The organism is Flavobacterium sp., from assembly GCF_046296355.1.
Taxonomy (GTDB): Bacteria; Bacteroidota; Bacteroidia; order Flavobacteriales; family Flavobacteriaceae; genus Flavobacterium.
Window position 1 is genome coordinate 1 of record NZ_JBKBLM010000006.1, and the last position, 16,120, is coordinate 16,120.

General features: G+C 40.7%; 9 protein-coding genes. All 9 read left to right on the top strand.

From position 1 onward, the window contains the following. A partial coding sequence (locus ACK4HO_RS04605) for a DUF2238 domain-containing protein (protein WP_409663217.1) occupies positions 1-664 on the top strand: 664 nt, incomplete at its 5' end. A gap of 193 nt (positions 665-857) precedes the next feature. Further along, positions 858-7,778, top strand: coding sequence for a GEVED domain-containing protein (locus ACK4HO_RS04610; protein ID WP_409663220.1), 6,921 nt, complete (start codon positions 858-860; stop codon positions 7,776-7,778). 94 nt (positions 7,779-7,872) lie between these two features. Next, entirely contained in the window at positions 7,873-8,478 is a 606-nt protein-coding gene (locus tag ACK4HO_RS04615; RefSeq protein WP_409663223.1) for a flavin reductase family protein, read from the top strand. Between the two features lie 44 nt (positions 8,479-8,522). After that, on the top strand, positions 8,523-10,823 hold the full coding sequence (locus ACK4HO_RS04620; protein ID WP_409663226.1) for a bifunctional salicylyl-CoA 5-hydroxylase/oxidoreductase: 2,301 nt from the start codon (positions 8,523-8,525) through the stop codon (positions 10,821-10,823). Between the two features lie 40 nt (positions 10,824-10,863). Continuing rightward, complete coding sequence (locus tag ACK4HO_RS04625; RefSeq protein ID WP_409663229.1) at positions 10,864-12,453, top strand: AMP-binding protein; 1,590 nt, start codon at positions 10,864-10,866, stop codon at positions 12,451-12,453. A gap of 73 nt (positions 12,454-12,526) precedes the next feature. Next, positions 12,527-12,949 carry an acyl-CoA thioesterase gene (locus ACK4HO_RS04630; protein WP_409663231.1) on the top strand — a complete coding sequence of 141 codons (423 nt, stop codon included), beginning with the start codon at positions 12,527-12,529 and terminating at the stop codon, positions 12,947-12,949. Positions 12,950-12,975: 26 nt separating this feature from the next. Then, a complete protein-coding gene (locus ACK4HO_RS04635) occupies positions 12,976-13,956 on the top strand; it encodes a carbon-nitrogen hydrolase family protein (protein WP_409663234.1) in 981 nt (326 codons plus the stop codon). A gap of 10 nt (positions 13,957-13,966) precedes the next feature. Next, a complete protein-coding gene (locus tag ACK4HO_RS04640; RefSeq protein ID WP_409663237.1) occupies positions 13,967-15,079 on the top strand; it encodes a cupin domain-containing protein in 1,113 nt (370 codons plus the stop codon). Positions 15,080-15,123: 44 nt separating this feature from the next. Further along, a complete protein-coding gene (locus tag ACK4HO_RS04645) occupies positions 15,124-16,038 on the top strand; it encodes a fumarylacetoacetate hydrolase family protein (protein ID WP_409663240.1) in 915 nt (304 codons plus the stop codon). Positions 16,039-16,120: the final 82 nt, after the last annotated feature.

A 16,120-nucleotide genomic window follows, 5' to 3' on the forward strand; every position in this document is an offset into this window, starting at 1 on the left:
AAACCAATTCACTATGCCATTTACCATCGCCATTTCCAAAGAAAGAACGCCGTTTAACAAAAACCCTTGGCTCTGGATTTTCCTAAGTGTATTCACCATCATCTGGATCAGCACCTTAATCGGAACCAATGACATGAACAATTGGTTGCTCGAAAACACCTTGACTGTTTTGTTCTTTGCCTTCCTTATCATTTCTTTTAAAAAATACCAATTCAGTGACCTTTCCTATTTGCTCATTTGCGTCTACCTCTGCCTGCACATTTATGGCGCCAAATACACTTATGCCGAAAACCCTTTTGGCTATTGGCTCAAGGATTATATGGGTTGGGAACGCAATCATTACGACCGAATAGTACACTTTAGTTTCGGATTCTTATTGGCTTACCCCATGAGAGAATTATTTCTAAAATGGATTAAATACCCAACCATGGTCGCCTGGGTTTTACCAATCGAAATCACGTTATCCATTAGCGGTTTCTACGAACTCATCGAATGGGCCGTAGCCGATTTGTTCTTTCCGGCGCAAGGCGTTGCTTACCTCGGTACTCAAGGCGATATTTGGGATGCGCAAAAGGATATATTCTTGGCGTTTCTGGGAGCAATAATCGCGACTACTATTGTTACATTGGTGAAGCGTTTGTTCAAAATCTATGAGAATAAATAAAAACGTTTGGCCTAATGAAAAAACCAAAAAATAATACTAGATGGAACTTTCTGTCCACTAAAATAAAAAACTCTCCCATGACCCCAATGAAATAGTGCTAGTTATATTTTTTTAACTTTTGTTTAGGGTTTTTTAATTGTTGATTGTTATTCTAGTAAGTCCCCGCCAATTAAAACCTTTTAAACAAAAGTGTATGATCAAAAAGATTACTCTCCGACAGTTTCATTGTGTCTTATTACTCCTATTTTTATTAGGTAATCTTAAAACCCATGCACAAAATACTTGTGCAACAGCACTACCTATAACCCTTAATGGTGCTTGTAGAGAACTTGAAGTGGTAAGTGACGCTACTCAAAATTTACCAAATATCAACAACACTTGTGGAACGGTGACTTTTGGACAAGAACGATGGTATACCTTTACTGTTTCCGGAGGTCCTTTGAACGTAAAAATAAAAGCAGATTCCATTGATAGAAATCTGTATTTACAACTAATGTCATCAACCGCAGCATGCACCGGTTTAACCCAAATAGCCTGTGAAAATAGTGATACTGCCTCTAACGCTTCTCAAACAGAAACTATAAATCAATCATTGGCTAATGGTATCTATTATCTTAAAGTAGTTAATGTTGGCGGAAGCACCAGCATGACTTTAGATACTCTATGTATTACGGCGGTTGCTAATCCTTGCAGTTCAATTACCAATATAACGGCATGTGGCACAACAACTAGCTCTACTATCCCATCAGGAACAGGAGCTTACGCAAACCTTGCCTGTGGTAATACAACTTTAGGAATTGAAAAAATTTATACCTTCACTCCTACTATATCAGGTAACTATACCATACAACAAAATAGTTCTTACACCAACATTAATTACCAATTCAAACCTGTTTCTGCTGGTTGCAGTGAAACTGGCTGGACTTGTATTGCCAATTTGCTTAATACAGCTACCAGTAGCGCTTTTGCACTAACAGCAGGTTTACAATATTATATTTTAGCAGATCCGGATACGACGGTTGGTGGTACTATTAATTTTACTGTTACGTGTGCTAGTCCTATAATTTTTAATGATGATTGTATTAATGCAACTGCCTTAAGTGTAAATTCATTCAATTCTTGTATAGTAACAGCATCAGGTAACACTTTGGCTGCTACTGAGTCATTGCCGGCTTGTAGTGGTAGTGCTGATGACGATATTTGGTATTCCTTCACAGCCTTAAGTACCAATCAAATTATAACTGTAACTCCGAACTCATTAACTAACGCTGTATTTGAAGTGTTTGACGGGACTTGCGACAACTTGGTCAGTCTATTGTGTGTAGATAATACTATAGGTAATACTGTTGAAACATCGCCGGTATCAGGATTTATTGTTGGGAACACTTATTTTGTTCGTGTATATAGCGAAGCTGATACCACCGGGCAAGGAAGTTTCACGATTTGCATTACATCACCACCAAATCCTTGCTTATCGATTACTGAAATAGATGTTTGCGGAACAACCATCAACCAAGTAATTCCGCCTGGTTACGGAAGCTATGATAACTTTGCTTGCGGTGGAGCTACTGGTGGAATTGAACACATTTATGTATTTACACCAACCCAAAACGGAGATTATTATATTCAACAAAACAGTGCTTATGGGACTGTAGATTACCAAATTAGGTCATCTGATGGTGGCTGTAATGAATTAGGTTGGAATTGTATTGCCAATATGACCGGAACTACTGTAAGTCCTTATTTAGATTTGGTAGATGGAAATGAATATTATATTATGATAGATCCAACAGACATTACCGGTGGAACTATTAACTTTACATTGGCCTGTAGACCTCCAACACCTATAAATGATGAGTGCATTGGAGCTATCAACCTTACTGTAAATCCAACAACTGTTTGTACTACCAGCACTAATGGCACAACCATCGGGGCAGATGAATCGATGCAGGCATGTTCAGGAACAGCAGATGACGATGTTTGGTACCAATTTATAGCCACCAATCCGACGCATGCTATTGCGGTAACACCCAATACGCTTTATGATGCTGTTTTTGAAGTTTTTGAAGGCACTTGTATCGGAGGATTGAACAGTTGGTCTTGTAATGATATTACAATTGATAATGCTGTAGAAGGTGGCACTATTTCTGGGCTAACTGTAGGAGCAACTTATTATGTTAGAGTTTATAGCAACCCTATTGATATTGGTTTTGGCACCTTTAGCATTTGTGTTACAACACCGCCTAATCCTTGTGATAGTCTTCCGACAGTAGTGAATTGTGGCACCACCATTTCAGAAACATTACCTTCGGGCTATGGCAGTTATGGTGTTTCGGGCTGTGGTTTAATGACCAACGGTATAGAGCGCCTCTATTCTTTTACTCCGGCTACAACTGCCAGTTATTCTATAGTACAAAACAATTCTTTTTCACCAATAGATTATAAGTTTAAAGAAGCTGCATTGGGTTGTGACGAAAACAACTGGAATTGCATTGCTACTATGAATGATACTGCTACAAGTCCCTATATTCAATTAACGGCCGGAGTTGAATATTTTTTCTTAGCAGATCCCGAATTCACCACAGGCGGTAATTACAGTTTTGAAATCACTTGCGGGGTTATACCGCCTGATAATGACGAACCTTGTAATGCAATTCCGTTGACTGTATCCTTAGTTTGTAATTATGATCCATATTCTAACACCAATGCCAGCAACAGTTTATATGTAGATCTGCCAAGTTGTGCTAATTATGTTAACAATGATATTTGGTTTACTGTTGTTGTCCCTCCAACCGGAATGGTTGTTATAGATACCCAAAATGGAAATGTTACCAATAGTGGTGTAGCTATTTATGAAGGCGACTGCAATTTTATGACAGAAATAACCTGTGACGATGACAGCAGTAGCAATCCATTGATGTCAACCGTTTCGGTTTCGAGCAGAACTCCGGGTGAAGTGCTTTATGTTCGCATATGGGAAAATGGCGGAGGTGACAGCGGCACTTTTGGCATCTGTGCTACTACACCACCTTCGTGTGATGTACCTACTGGCCAAGCCACTAATTTTGTATTAGGAACTGTAAACAGCACCTCTGTAAGCGGAAGTTTTACCGGCAGTGCTTCAGGATATTTAATTGTGCAATCAACTTCGAGTACGCCACCGCTTCATCCTGTAAACAATACGTTTTATAATGCTGAGAATATCGCAGCTTTGGGGTCTAATTATACTTTTGTTGCCAATAGTGCAACTCCTAATTTTATAGCTACTGAAATAGCCGGAAACACTCACTATTATTACTATATCTATGCCTTTAATAATAGTACCAATTGTGCCGGACCGGTTTATAGCCCACTTGCGCCTTTGAACTATGACATAATCACTTGTGTTACTGTGCCGGTTAGTGTTACTGCCAATGATATTACGGCTAACGGTTTTACTTTGAATTGGTTTGCACCGATTGGTGGCAGTGTTATACCGATTACTTACTCCATTGAGGTAACAACTGATTCCGGATTTACCATTCCCGTATTGGGTTCACCTTTTATGGTACTGAATCCAACCATTAGTTTAAATGTTACCGGATTAAACATCAATACTACTTATTATTATCGCATAAAAGCTTCCTCCTCGGTATGTAGTAGTGCCTATGTAACTGGCACTGTGTTTTCAGGTTATTGCGCCTCTACCTCAACTACTGCCACACGTTACATTACCGGCTTTTCTACCACAGGTGGTACAACCAATATAAGCAATATTGGTTCAGGCTATTCCACATCGGGTTATGGTCCGTTTTTGGCACAGGTAGTTACCCAACAAGTTTATGGAACCGTAAACTTTTCAGCTACCTTTTTTAATGGTGCTTTTGCCTATGGTTTTAATATTTGGGTAGATTGGAATGACGATTTAGATTTTAATGATGCTGGAGAAAAAGTATATGCATCGGGCTCCTTTGTTACCGCCGCTAACGGAAGCTTTGCAATTCCGGGTTCAGCAATCATAGGACAACATCGAATGCGAGTTAAAGCTGATACTGGATTACTTAACCCTGTGGCTTGTGGTACTATTACAAATGGGGAAACGGAAGATTATACTATAGAAGTTACTCCTCTCGCTTGTTCCAATAATCCAAGTACACTTAGTGTTATTTTCACCAGTCAAACTTCAGCAACTATTAGTTGGGTTACACCTACACCGGCACCAAGTAATGGTTACGATTATTATTATTCAACTTCAGCAGTAGCGCCAAGCTATTTAGCTATGCAAACCGGTAACGTAGGTGCCGGCATAAACTTTATCAACTTAACAGGACTCAATCCTGCGTTTACTTATTATTTCTGGGTTCGTTCCTATTGTGATGCTGTTAATGGAGCAGGCGCTTGGATTGGTCCGGTAACCTTCTCCCAATCAAATTGTACCACTGGTAACGGATTTGGAACTACTGCTTTAGGATGTCCGTCAGTCACTGCCGGCGGACTCAATTTAAACGGTGCAGACCCGGCTGCTTTAAACAGTTGCAATGCTATTGGTTGTACCGATTTAGAGGCACAATACCTTCACTTGGGAGAAACAACAAATTATACCGTGCAATCTATTCCTTATACACCTCCTTACCAGTTTGGGTGTTTGGCGAATCCTTTGAGCATCAATACCGATGATGTTTGGTCTCCTACAGTCAACTTGCCTTTTAACTTTTGCTATTACGGTAATAATTACAACAAGTGTTTGGTAAGCTCAAATGGAGCCATAACCTTTGATACAGTAAGCAATACCCCTAGTGGTTATTCTGCATGGGCTTTTAGCAGTAATATTCCCAGTCCTGCTTTATTTAAAAACACCATTTTTGGCGTTTATCAAGATATACATCCGGGTGTGGGCGGGACTATCGGCTGGGAGCTTATCACTTTAAACTCAGGGTGCAGAGCCTTAGTTGTATCATGGAAGAATGTGCCTATGTACCGGTGCACTTCTATACGTTACACCGGAATGATGGTTCTTTATGAAAACACTAATATTATTGAAATTTATATACAAGAAAAAACAATATGCAGTTCTTGGAACGGAGGTAATGCAATTGTAGGTGTACAAAATGCTACAGGCACAGCAGCTGTAGTAGCTCCTAATCGAAATGGTTTAGATTTAGATTGGGCAGTAACCAATGAGGCCTGGCGCTTTGTCCCTTCAGGGAATTCATTAACCTCCATTAAATGGCATGAAGGATCAGGAACCTCAGGACCTGTCATCGCTACTACCGATGTGATAAACGTTTGTCCATCAACCACAACAACTTACACTGCCGAAATAACTTATTCATTATGCAACGGAACTACCTTAGTTGAAACAGACGAAACTACTGTAAGTGTTGGTGGCAGTAAAAATTGGAATGGTTCTGTTAATACCGATTGGAACAATAGTATTAACTGGACACCTAACGGTATTCCAAATGGTACCGACTGTGTTGTTGTTCCGCAAACTGCTAACAACCCAATTATTTCAGGAATCGGTTACAATGGTTTGGCCGGAACCTTAGCTGTATTAAACAATGCTACGCTAACCGTAAATCCACAAAATAACATTACAGTTACCAATTGGGTTGCAGTGCAACCTAACGGGACATTCCAACTCGAAAACAGTTCCAATCTGATTCAAATTAACAATGACCAAAATACCGGTAACATCCTCTATAAAAGAAATGCTAACATCAGAAGTCTAGACTATGTTTATTGGTCTTCTCCGGTGACCGATTTTAACATTAATAATATTGCTTCTCCATTATCTTCGGGAGCTATTTATAAATGGAACACTACAGTACCTAACAGCAATGGAGGACAAGGAAATTGGGAAAGTGCCTTTGGAGACACTATGATTGCGGCCAAAGGATATATTTCCAACGGACCAAATAGTTTCAGCACCTCAGTACCGGCTACCCTTTTTGGTCAATTCACAGGTGTACCCAATAACGGTATTATCAATTACACTATCAACAGAGGCGATGATGTTAACACCGCTTACCATCAAGGACTAAATGGCACAGAAATCACTAATTACAGTGACAATTGGAACTTAATAGGTAATCCGTATCCTTCCTCCATTAGTGGTGGTCAATTTCTATACAACAACAGTAGCGCTATAGCGGGAAATATCAAACTTTGGACGCATGGCACTTTGCCTTCCGTTTCCGCAAGTCCGTTTTATGGTACTTTTGTTTATAACTACAGCCCGGGCGATTACCTGACTTACAACTATACCGGTACGAGTTGTTGTCCTGCTGCCGGAGATGATGTTTTCATTGGAGCCGGACAGGGGTTCTTTGTGCAAATGAATGACGGGCCGAGTGCTACCGATGTCGTTACTTTTGATAATAACTTGAGAAATTCGAGTTATGCGAATAATATTTTTTACCGAAATTCAGAGGATTCTCCAAGAGATTTATTTGTTGACATTGAGCGTCATAGGATTTGGCTCGACTTAATCAATCCTACTTTAAAATCAGAAAGAACTTTGGTAGGTTATATTGAAGGAGCAACTATGGGTAAAGACAATTTCTTTGATGCCGCTACACAGTATACGGGAAGCCTTGCATTGTACTCTTTAATCGGAACAGAGAAGTATAGCATTCAGGGACGCGCACTGTCATTTGATAATAAAGATGTGATTCCTCTTGGTGTAGTCATTCCTACAAGCGGTAAGTACACCATTGCCATTGGTGCAGTTGACGGATTATTTAGTAACCAGAGTAGAGCCATTTATTTAGAAGACACGGTGACGCAAAAATTGCACAATTTGAAAACAAAACCATACACTTTTAACGCAACGCCGGGCATATTCAATAACCGATTTAAATTGCGTTTCAGAAACCGAATTGAATATGATAGAAATATTGAACAAAGCGACGTGACTATTTATAGTGCCAACCATCAAATCTTTGCCGAATCATCAGTAGAAAAAATATCAGAGTTAGTTGTTTATGATATTGTCGGAAGAAAAATAGTTGAAATAAAAAACATCAATAAAAACAAAATTGTGATTGACAACACGATGACAACTAATCAAACTTTGATAGTAAAAACAACCTTAGAAAACGGAGAGATTGTAACTAAAAAGATACTATTATAATGTTTAAATATTCATGAATTTTAAGCATAGAAATTAGTAATCTGTTAAAAATTATCAAAAAAATAGCTTTAATTTGTAGTAAACAAACAACAACATGCTATTTGATCCTAACGAGCTCGAGTATTCGGCTGTTTACAAACTACTAACCGGCGCCATTATCCCAAGACCTATCGGATGGATTTCTTCGATTAGTGAAGAAGGCATCAACAACTTAGCGCCTTTCTCCTATTTCAATGCCGTTGGCGAAGATCCGCCTCACGTAATGTTTGCTGCCGGAAGAGGAAACAACACCAATAAAGATACTTTAAACAATGTCTTAGCGACCAAACAGTTCGTGGTAAATATGGTGACCGAAGCGTTAGCAGAGCAAATGAATACCACCGCACAATCGGTTCCGCATGATGTTGACGAATTCGAATTGGCTGGCGTTACTCCTATCGCATCCGTAAAAGTAAAACCCATGCGCGTTAAAGAAAGCCCAATTACTTTCGAATGCGAACTAGTGCACCATTACTTCCTAGAAGACCATAAAAACGGCGGTGCTTGTATCATTATCGGGCGCATCGTCATGATGCATTTTGACGATGAAGTGTTGTTAGACCATTACAAAATCAATTTAGAAACCTATAAACCAATCTCGAGATTAGCTGGTGCTAATTATGCCAAATTAGGAGAATTATTCTCCATCAAAAGAGGCTAACCTTAGAACCATAGAACCTCAGAGCCTTAGAACCTTTAAAAAGAATGAAAATAGCAGTTATAGGTGGCGGTCCGGGCGGACTTTACTTTTCCATACTAACCAAAAAAGCAATGCCTCATTGCCAAATCGACGTGTACGAACGCAACAAACCCGACGATAGTTTTGGTTTTGGCGTAGTGTTCTCCGATGAAACTCTGGGCGAATTCCTCAAACGCGATATGCAATCGTATGAGTTAATTCGAAGTAAATTTGCCTATTGGGACGATATTATCATAGCGCGTGACGGTCAAGAAGTGAGTATCGCCGGAAACGGTTTTTGCGGTTGTTCTCGCAAGACTTTATTAAAACTATTACACCAACGCTGTCTTGAAGAAGGCGTCAATCTTCATTTCGAACAAAGCATAGATGATATAAACCAATACCGAGACGCCGATATCATACTGGCTTCTGATGGAATTGCCAGCGGTATAAGAACGCAATACGAATCAGCATTTGGAACCAAAATCACTTTAAAGAAAAACCGCTTTGTATGGCTTGGCTCAACCAAACCGTTAGACGCGTTTACTTATTTCTTCAGAACTACACCGCATGGCGTAATTGTGGCGCATTCCTACCAGTACGAGGAAGGCATGAGCACTTGGATCTTTGAATGTAGCGATGAAACTTGGCAAAAACACGGATTTGAAGTGACTAATGAAGCAGATACGATTGCCAAAATCACCGAAATATTCAAAGAAGAACTCGACGGACATCCATTGATTTCCAACAAATCACATTGGCGTCAGTTTCCACATGTAACCAATGAAAAATGGTTTCACAAGAATATCGTTTTGTTAGGCGATGCCAAAGCAACAGCGCACTACTCTATCGGTTCGGGCACCAAATTGGCGATGGATTCTGCCATAGGTTTATCAGATGCCGTAATTGCCAACCCAAACAATGTACAAGCCGCATTCGAACAATACGAAAAAACCAGAAGAAATACGGTTGAAATGATTCAGTACGCTGCTTTAGTGTCACTTGATTGGTTTGAAAATATGGATAGAAATAACCAACATCCATTCTATCAGTTTGCTTTCGGATGCATGACGCGTTCCAAAAAGGTGACTTTCGAGAACTTAAGACTAAGAGATAAATCGTTTACGGATAAAGTTTTAGCCGAATTCAATACCATTCAAAAAAGCACTAAAAATGAAGTGCTAGCCGCTTTCACCCAATTCCAACTACGCGATTTAACATTACAAAACCGTATCGTCATGTCTCCTATGGGACAATACTCTGCTGTTGACGGCAAAGTTTCCGAGTGGCATTTAGTCCATTACGGAAGTCGGGCCACCGGCGGTATCGGATTAATCATTACCGAAATGACCGCCGTTTCAGAAACGGGACGCATCACTTTAGGTTGTGCCGGTATTTACACTCAGGAACAATTAGTTGACTGGAAGAAAGTAACCGATTTCATCCATCAAAATACCCAAACTAAAATCGGAATCCAATTAGGACATTCAGGCAGAAAAGGTGCCACGAAAAAACCTTGGGAAGGACAAAACGAACCGATTGATTTGCCATGGGATTTGACTTCGGCTTCGCCAATTGCGTTCAATGAAAAGTTTCCGATTCCGAAAGAAATGACTTCCGAAGACATGGAGGCAGTCGTTTCCCAATTTGTCCAAGCTACCAAAAATGCAGAAAGTGCCGGATTTGATTTAATCGAATTACAAGCCCACCACGGATTCTTATTAGCCTCTTTCCTATCGCCTTTGACAAATATCAGAACAGACGAGTTTGGCGGAAGCATCCAAAACCGATTGAAGTTTCCACTAAGAGTTTTCAACGAAATGCGAAAAGCTTTTCCACAACAGAAACCGATGTCGGTTAGAATCTCCGCTTACGATTGGGCACAAAACGGAATCACAGAAGAAGAAGTGATCACCATAGCCACCGCTTTCAAAAACGCCGGCGCCGATATCATCAATGTTACTACTGGAAATACTGTGGCGAATCAGAAACCGCAAGTCGGCAGAATGTGGCAAACGCCTTTTGCAGATGCGGTGAGAAATACAGTTCATGTCCCAACCATAACCACCGGTTATATTCAGGACATTGACCAAATCAACACGATTATTTTAAACGGCAGAGCCGATTTAGTGGCGTTGGGTCGACCATTATTAGCTGATGCCAATTTCGTTCGCAACGCACAAGCCTATGAGCAATTTGAAGCCACCGATATACCCAACCAATACAAAGCCGGAAGTTCGCATTTGTATCCGCTAAAAGCAGCCGAAAGAAAACAAACCGAAGCCATGAAAAAAGCGCTAAAACCCAAAAGCAATAAAAAAGAATAACCTTAGAACCTTAGCGCCTCAGCGCCTTAGAACCTAAAAAATGAAACACTACGCAGACAATTTCGCTCACGACAATTTACCAAGTGCCAACTTGCAGCCCGACTATAAATTCTTAGACTCGCCGCAGTTCAACCGACCGGAAATGCTCAATTGTGTGGAAAGACTTTTGGATGACCATATCAAAGAAGGTTGCGGCAATAACATTTGCCTCCGCACTTTTGAAACCACTTGGACTTACCAAGACTTATACGAAAAAGCGAATCAAATTGCCCATGTTTTAGTAGAAGATTTAGGTTTGAAATCAGGCAATCGCGTTTTGATTCGTTCTGCTAACAACCCAATGATGGTGGCGGTTTGGTATGCCGTTTTAAAAGCCGGCGGCATCGTTGTGGCGACTATGCCTTTGTTGCGCGCGAAAGAATTAACAACGATTATCGATTGTGCCGAAATTAGTCATACCATCTGCGACCATAGTTTGGCTGACGAAATGCATTTGGTCAAATCAGACTATTTACAAAGTGTTTGTTTTTATGGCAATTCACAGTTGGAAGCGTTAATGCAAAACAAACCAACAACTTTCACCAATTACCATACAAAATCCGACAGCGTTGCCTTAATCGGCTTTACTTCGGGCACAACCGGTTTGCCTAAAATGACGTCGCATTTCCACAAAGACATTCTAAACATTTGCGAAGCGTTTCCACAATATTCACTCCAACCAACAGCAGACGACATCTTTACCGGAAGTCCGCCACTCGGATTTACCTTTGGTCTAGGTGGTTTGGTTTTATTTCCAATGTACTTTGGTGCTTCGACCTTCTTAATCGAAAAACCAAGTCCGGATACGCTTTTACAAGCGATTCAAGATTATAAAATTACCATTTGTTTTACCGCACCAACAGCCTGGCGAATCATCACGACCAAAGTAGCAGATTTCGACATTTCCAGCTTGCGCAAATGTGTCTCTGCCGGTGAGACTTTGCCTCTAAAGGTTTGGCAAGATTGGTACGACGCTACCGGTTTAAAAATTATCGATGGCATCGGTGCTACGGAAATGTTGCATATCTTTATATCATCCAATGAAGCCAACATGAAACCCGGCGCAACCGGTGTGGCTATTACGGGTTATGAAGCCAAAATTGTAGACAAAGAAGGAAATGATTTGCCAACCAACGAACCCGGAAGATTAGTCGTTCGCGGCATCACAGGTTGCAAATATTTGAACCGCATTGACAAACAAAAAGAATACGTAAAAAACGGCTGGAATGTGACCGGAGATATTTTCCGCCAAGATGAAGAAGGCTATTTTTGGTTTGTAGCACGAGGTGATGATATGATTATTTCTTCGGGTTATAATATTGCGGCGATTGAAGTCGAAAGCGTATTGTTAACACACGAAGAAATACTCGAATGTGCCGTAGTCGGTTTGCCCGATGAAGAAAGAGGCATGTTGGTTTGCGCCCACATTGTATTAAAAGAACAAAGTAAAGCTACCGATAATATGAAGAACCATATTCAACACTGGTTCAAGGAAGTAGCCGCACCATACAAATATCCGAGAGTGATTTATTTTACCGAAACTTTGCCTAAAACAGAAACAGGAAAAATACAACGATTTAAATTAAAATAATTAGGAGCTATTTCCCGCTATACGTTGCAATCTCTTCGAGGATTTCCACTGCTATCGGGGCTAAAAAAGATATATGAACAACTATTTTACCAAAACAGAAAAAATACGTTTCAAACACGTCGATTACGCCGGAATTGTTTTCTATCCAAGATTCCTGGAAATGCTGAATGATTTAGTCGAAGACTGGTTTGAAGAAGCACTCGACCGACCATTTTCAAAGATTCACGAAACCAATGGCATTCCAACCGTGGATTTAAAAGTCCAATTCAAAAAAGCAGCACGCTTGGGCGAAGTCTTAACCAAGAAACTTTGGGTAATCAAACTCGGCGGCGCCTCCGTAAATTGCGGTTTCCGATTTGAAGACGAACAAGGCAATACTTGCTTGGAAGGCGAAGTAACATTGGTAAACGTTGCGATTAACAATGGAAGAGACGCTATCAAAGCGGAACCGTTTAACGAAGAAATGAAGAAAAAGCTTTCCTCATTCATAATTTAAAATTCAAAATTTAAAATAATTTTAGAATGAACTTTAAAAAATTCAAAGCCGCCACCGTACAAACGTCACCCGTTTTTCTCAACGTAGAAAAAACGATTGAAAAAGTAATTTCCTTCGTCAAAGAAGCCAGCGATAATGGCGCCCAACTCATCGCTTTCCCAGAAGTATTTATAGCCGGTTATCCCTATTGGAACTGGATAATGACACCCATTCAAGGCAGCAAATGGTATGAACAATTGTATAAAAACTCGGTTGCCGTTACTGATGAAAGTATGAAACCGTTGTTCCAAGCAGCGAAAGACCATAACATTCACATTGTAATCGGAATCAACGAACGTGGTGACAGTTATGGCGAAATTTACAATACCAATTTAATCATTGACAATAAAGGAAACCTAATCGGGAAACACCGAAAGTTAGTCCCAACCTGGGCCGAAAAACTCACGTGGACATCAGGTGATGGTTCTTCGCTAAAAGTTTATAATACCGAAGTTGGACCAATCGGAACCTTAGCTTGCGGTGAAAACACGAATACGTTAGCAAGATTTACATTGCTTTCTCAAGGCGAATTGGTACACATTGCAAACTATATTTCGCTACCTGTTGCGCCACCGGATTATGATATGGCAGAAGCGATTAAGATTCGTGCAGCCGCACATTCCTTCGAAGGAAAATTGTTTACGATTGTTTCGTGTTCCACCATTTCACAGGAAATCAAAGATGCATTGCGCGAAGATGTGCCGAATGTGGATGAATTGCTAACCCGAAAAAGCTCAGCCTTCTCAGGATTTATTGGGCCAAATGGCGCTGTGATTGGCGAACCGTTAATTGACGACGAAGGCATTATTTACGCCGATATCGATTTGGAGAAATGCATCCAGCCGAAACAAATGCATGACATTCTCGGACATTACAACCGCTTTGATATTTTTGATTTAAGAGTCAATATCGCTCCAACGAGAAAGATTACCTTTGTAGACAATCACGAGGAGTTTAATAAAAAATAGTAGTAAAACTATGGAAGCAAAACATTCAGACGACGTAATCGGTCGCGCCCGAGTACAAGACACACCCGAACTCGAAGCTTATTATAAAGAACTCGAAGCCCTTGGCGCCGGTGCGCTTTGGACAGTAGCTAATGATATAGAACCTTGGGAACCGCGAGCCAATTCGGTCCCAATGTTGTGGAAATATGAAGATTTAAGAAGTTTGGTTTTAAAATCCTCCGAACTCGTAACGCCCGAACAAGCCGGAAGACGTGTAGTTTATTTGGTAAACGACAAAAGAAAAGACGTTTCTGCTGCGGTTGGTTGGTTATACACCGGAATCCAAGTAACACGCCCGGGCGAAAGTACTTCGGCGCACCGACACCGCGCTTCTGCTCTACGTTTTATTATGGAAGGTTTTAAAGGATATACGGTAGTCGATGGAAATAAAATCATGTTGGAAGTCAATGACTTTGTAATTACTCCTAACTCTGCCTGGCACGAACACGGCGTAGAACCCGATGGTCAAACCTGCATCTGGCAAGACGGTTTAGACATTCCGTTAGTGAATGCTTTGGAAGCCAATGATTATGCGGTATATGATGGCAAACAACCTCTAACTTCAGCTGTCAATCATTCTCCTATGACATTTGGTGGAGCAGGCTTAATTCCGGCGGATAAAACTTGGGACAAACCGTATTCTCCGTTGTTCAAATATTCTTGGAGCAAAGTGTATCCAACGCTTTTAGAAGTCGCCAAAGTCAATGAAATTAATCCGTTTGATGGCTTCTTAATGCAATATTCCAATCCGTTAACCGGAGGTCATGTGATGCAAACTATGGGTGCGGCGATGCAATTGTTGCCTGCCGGTTTCCAAGGAAAAGCCCATAAGCACACCGGCTCTTTTGTTTACCAATGTGCCAAAGGAAATGGTTACACCATCATCAATGGCCAACGTTTTGATTGGGCAGCACGCGATATTTTCTGCGTTCCTTCTTGGGCGTGGCACGAACACCATAACGCTTCAGCTACCGAAGATGCGTGCTTGTTCAACTTCAACGATTTACCGGTGATAGAATCTTTGGGATTATTCCAAGGAAGAGTATATGAAGAAAACAACGGACATCAAATAATCACTAAATAAAACCTCAGAACCTTAGCGCCTCAGCGCCTCAGTACCTTAAAAAAATGAAACTACTTACTTATCAAACCGCCGACACCGAACCCCGTTTAGGATTTCTCCACAACAATCAAGTCATCGACATGGAAGATTTTGGCGAAATCTCCAATTTTCCTTTGCCGAGCGATATGCTCGATTTGATTGACATGGGTATTGAAATCGTGGAAGAATTAAACGATATGGTAGCGGAAACTCCGGAAAATTTCTTTGAAGAAATCTCCTATTCAATGGACGAAGTGACACTCCTTGCTCCTATTCAAAAACCGAGAAAGAACATTATCGGGATTGGTTTGAACTATACCGAACACGTAGCGGAAAGTGCACGAACATTGGACACCACCGGAAAATTACCTCAAAAACCGATCATCTTTTCAAAACCTCCAACAACGGTTACGGGCACAAATACTGAAATCATTAAAAACACCAAACTAACTTCACAATTAGATTGGGAAGTAGAACTAGCCGTTGTCATTGGCAAAAAAGGAAAATACGTTCCCAAAGCCGACGCCATGGATTATGTTTTTGGCTACACGGTTATCAACGATATTTCGGCTCGTGATTGCCGCAGAGAAGGCCAATGGATTGTTTCCAAAGGACAAGATACTTTTGCGCCGATGGGACCAATTTTAGTGACCAAAGACGAAATAGAAAACCCACACAATTTGAACTTATCCTTGAAAGTAAATGGTGTAGAAAAACAAAACTCCAACACCCAATTTTTACTATTCAACATCAACGATTTGATTGAAGATTTGAGCATAGTATTTACTTTGGAACCAGGCGATATCATTGCTACAGGAACTCCGGCAGGCGTTGGTGCAGGTCGCAATCCTCAAGAATGGTTGTATGATGGCGATGTGGTGGAAGCTACTGTGGGAGGAATAGGGACGATAGTGAATACAGTTAAGGAGATTTCCAGGTAAAAGACATACTGCGTTAGGGATTCCTTCGGCAGTCGCTTTGCTCGTGTGGAGCAAGTACCATGTACTGCGGAAAGCCCGACCC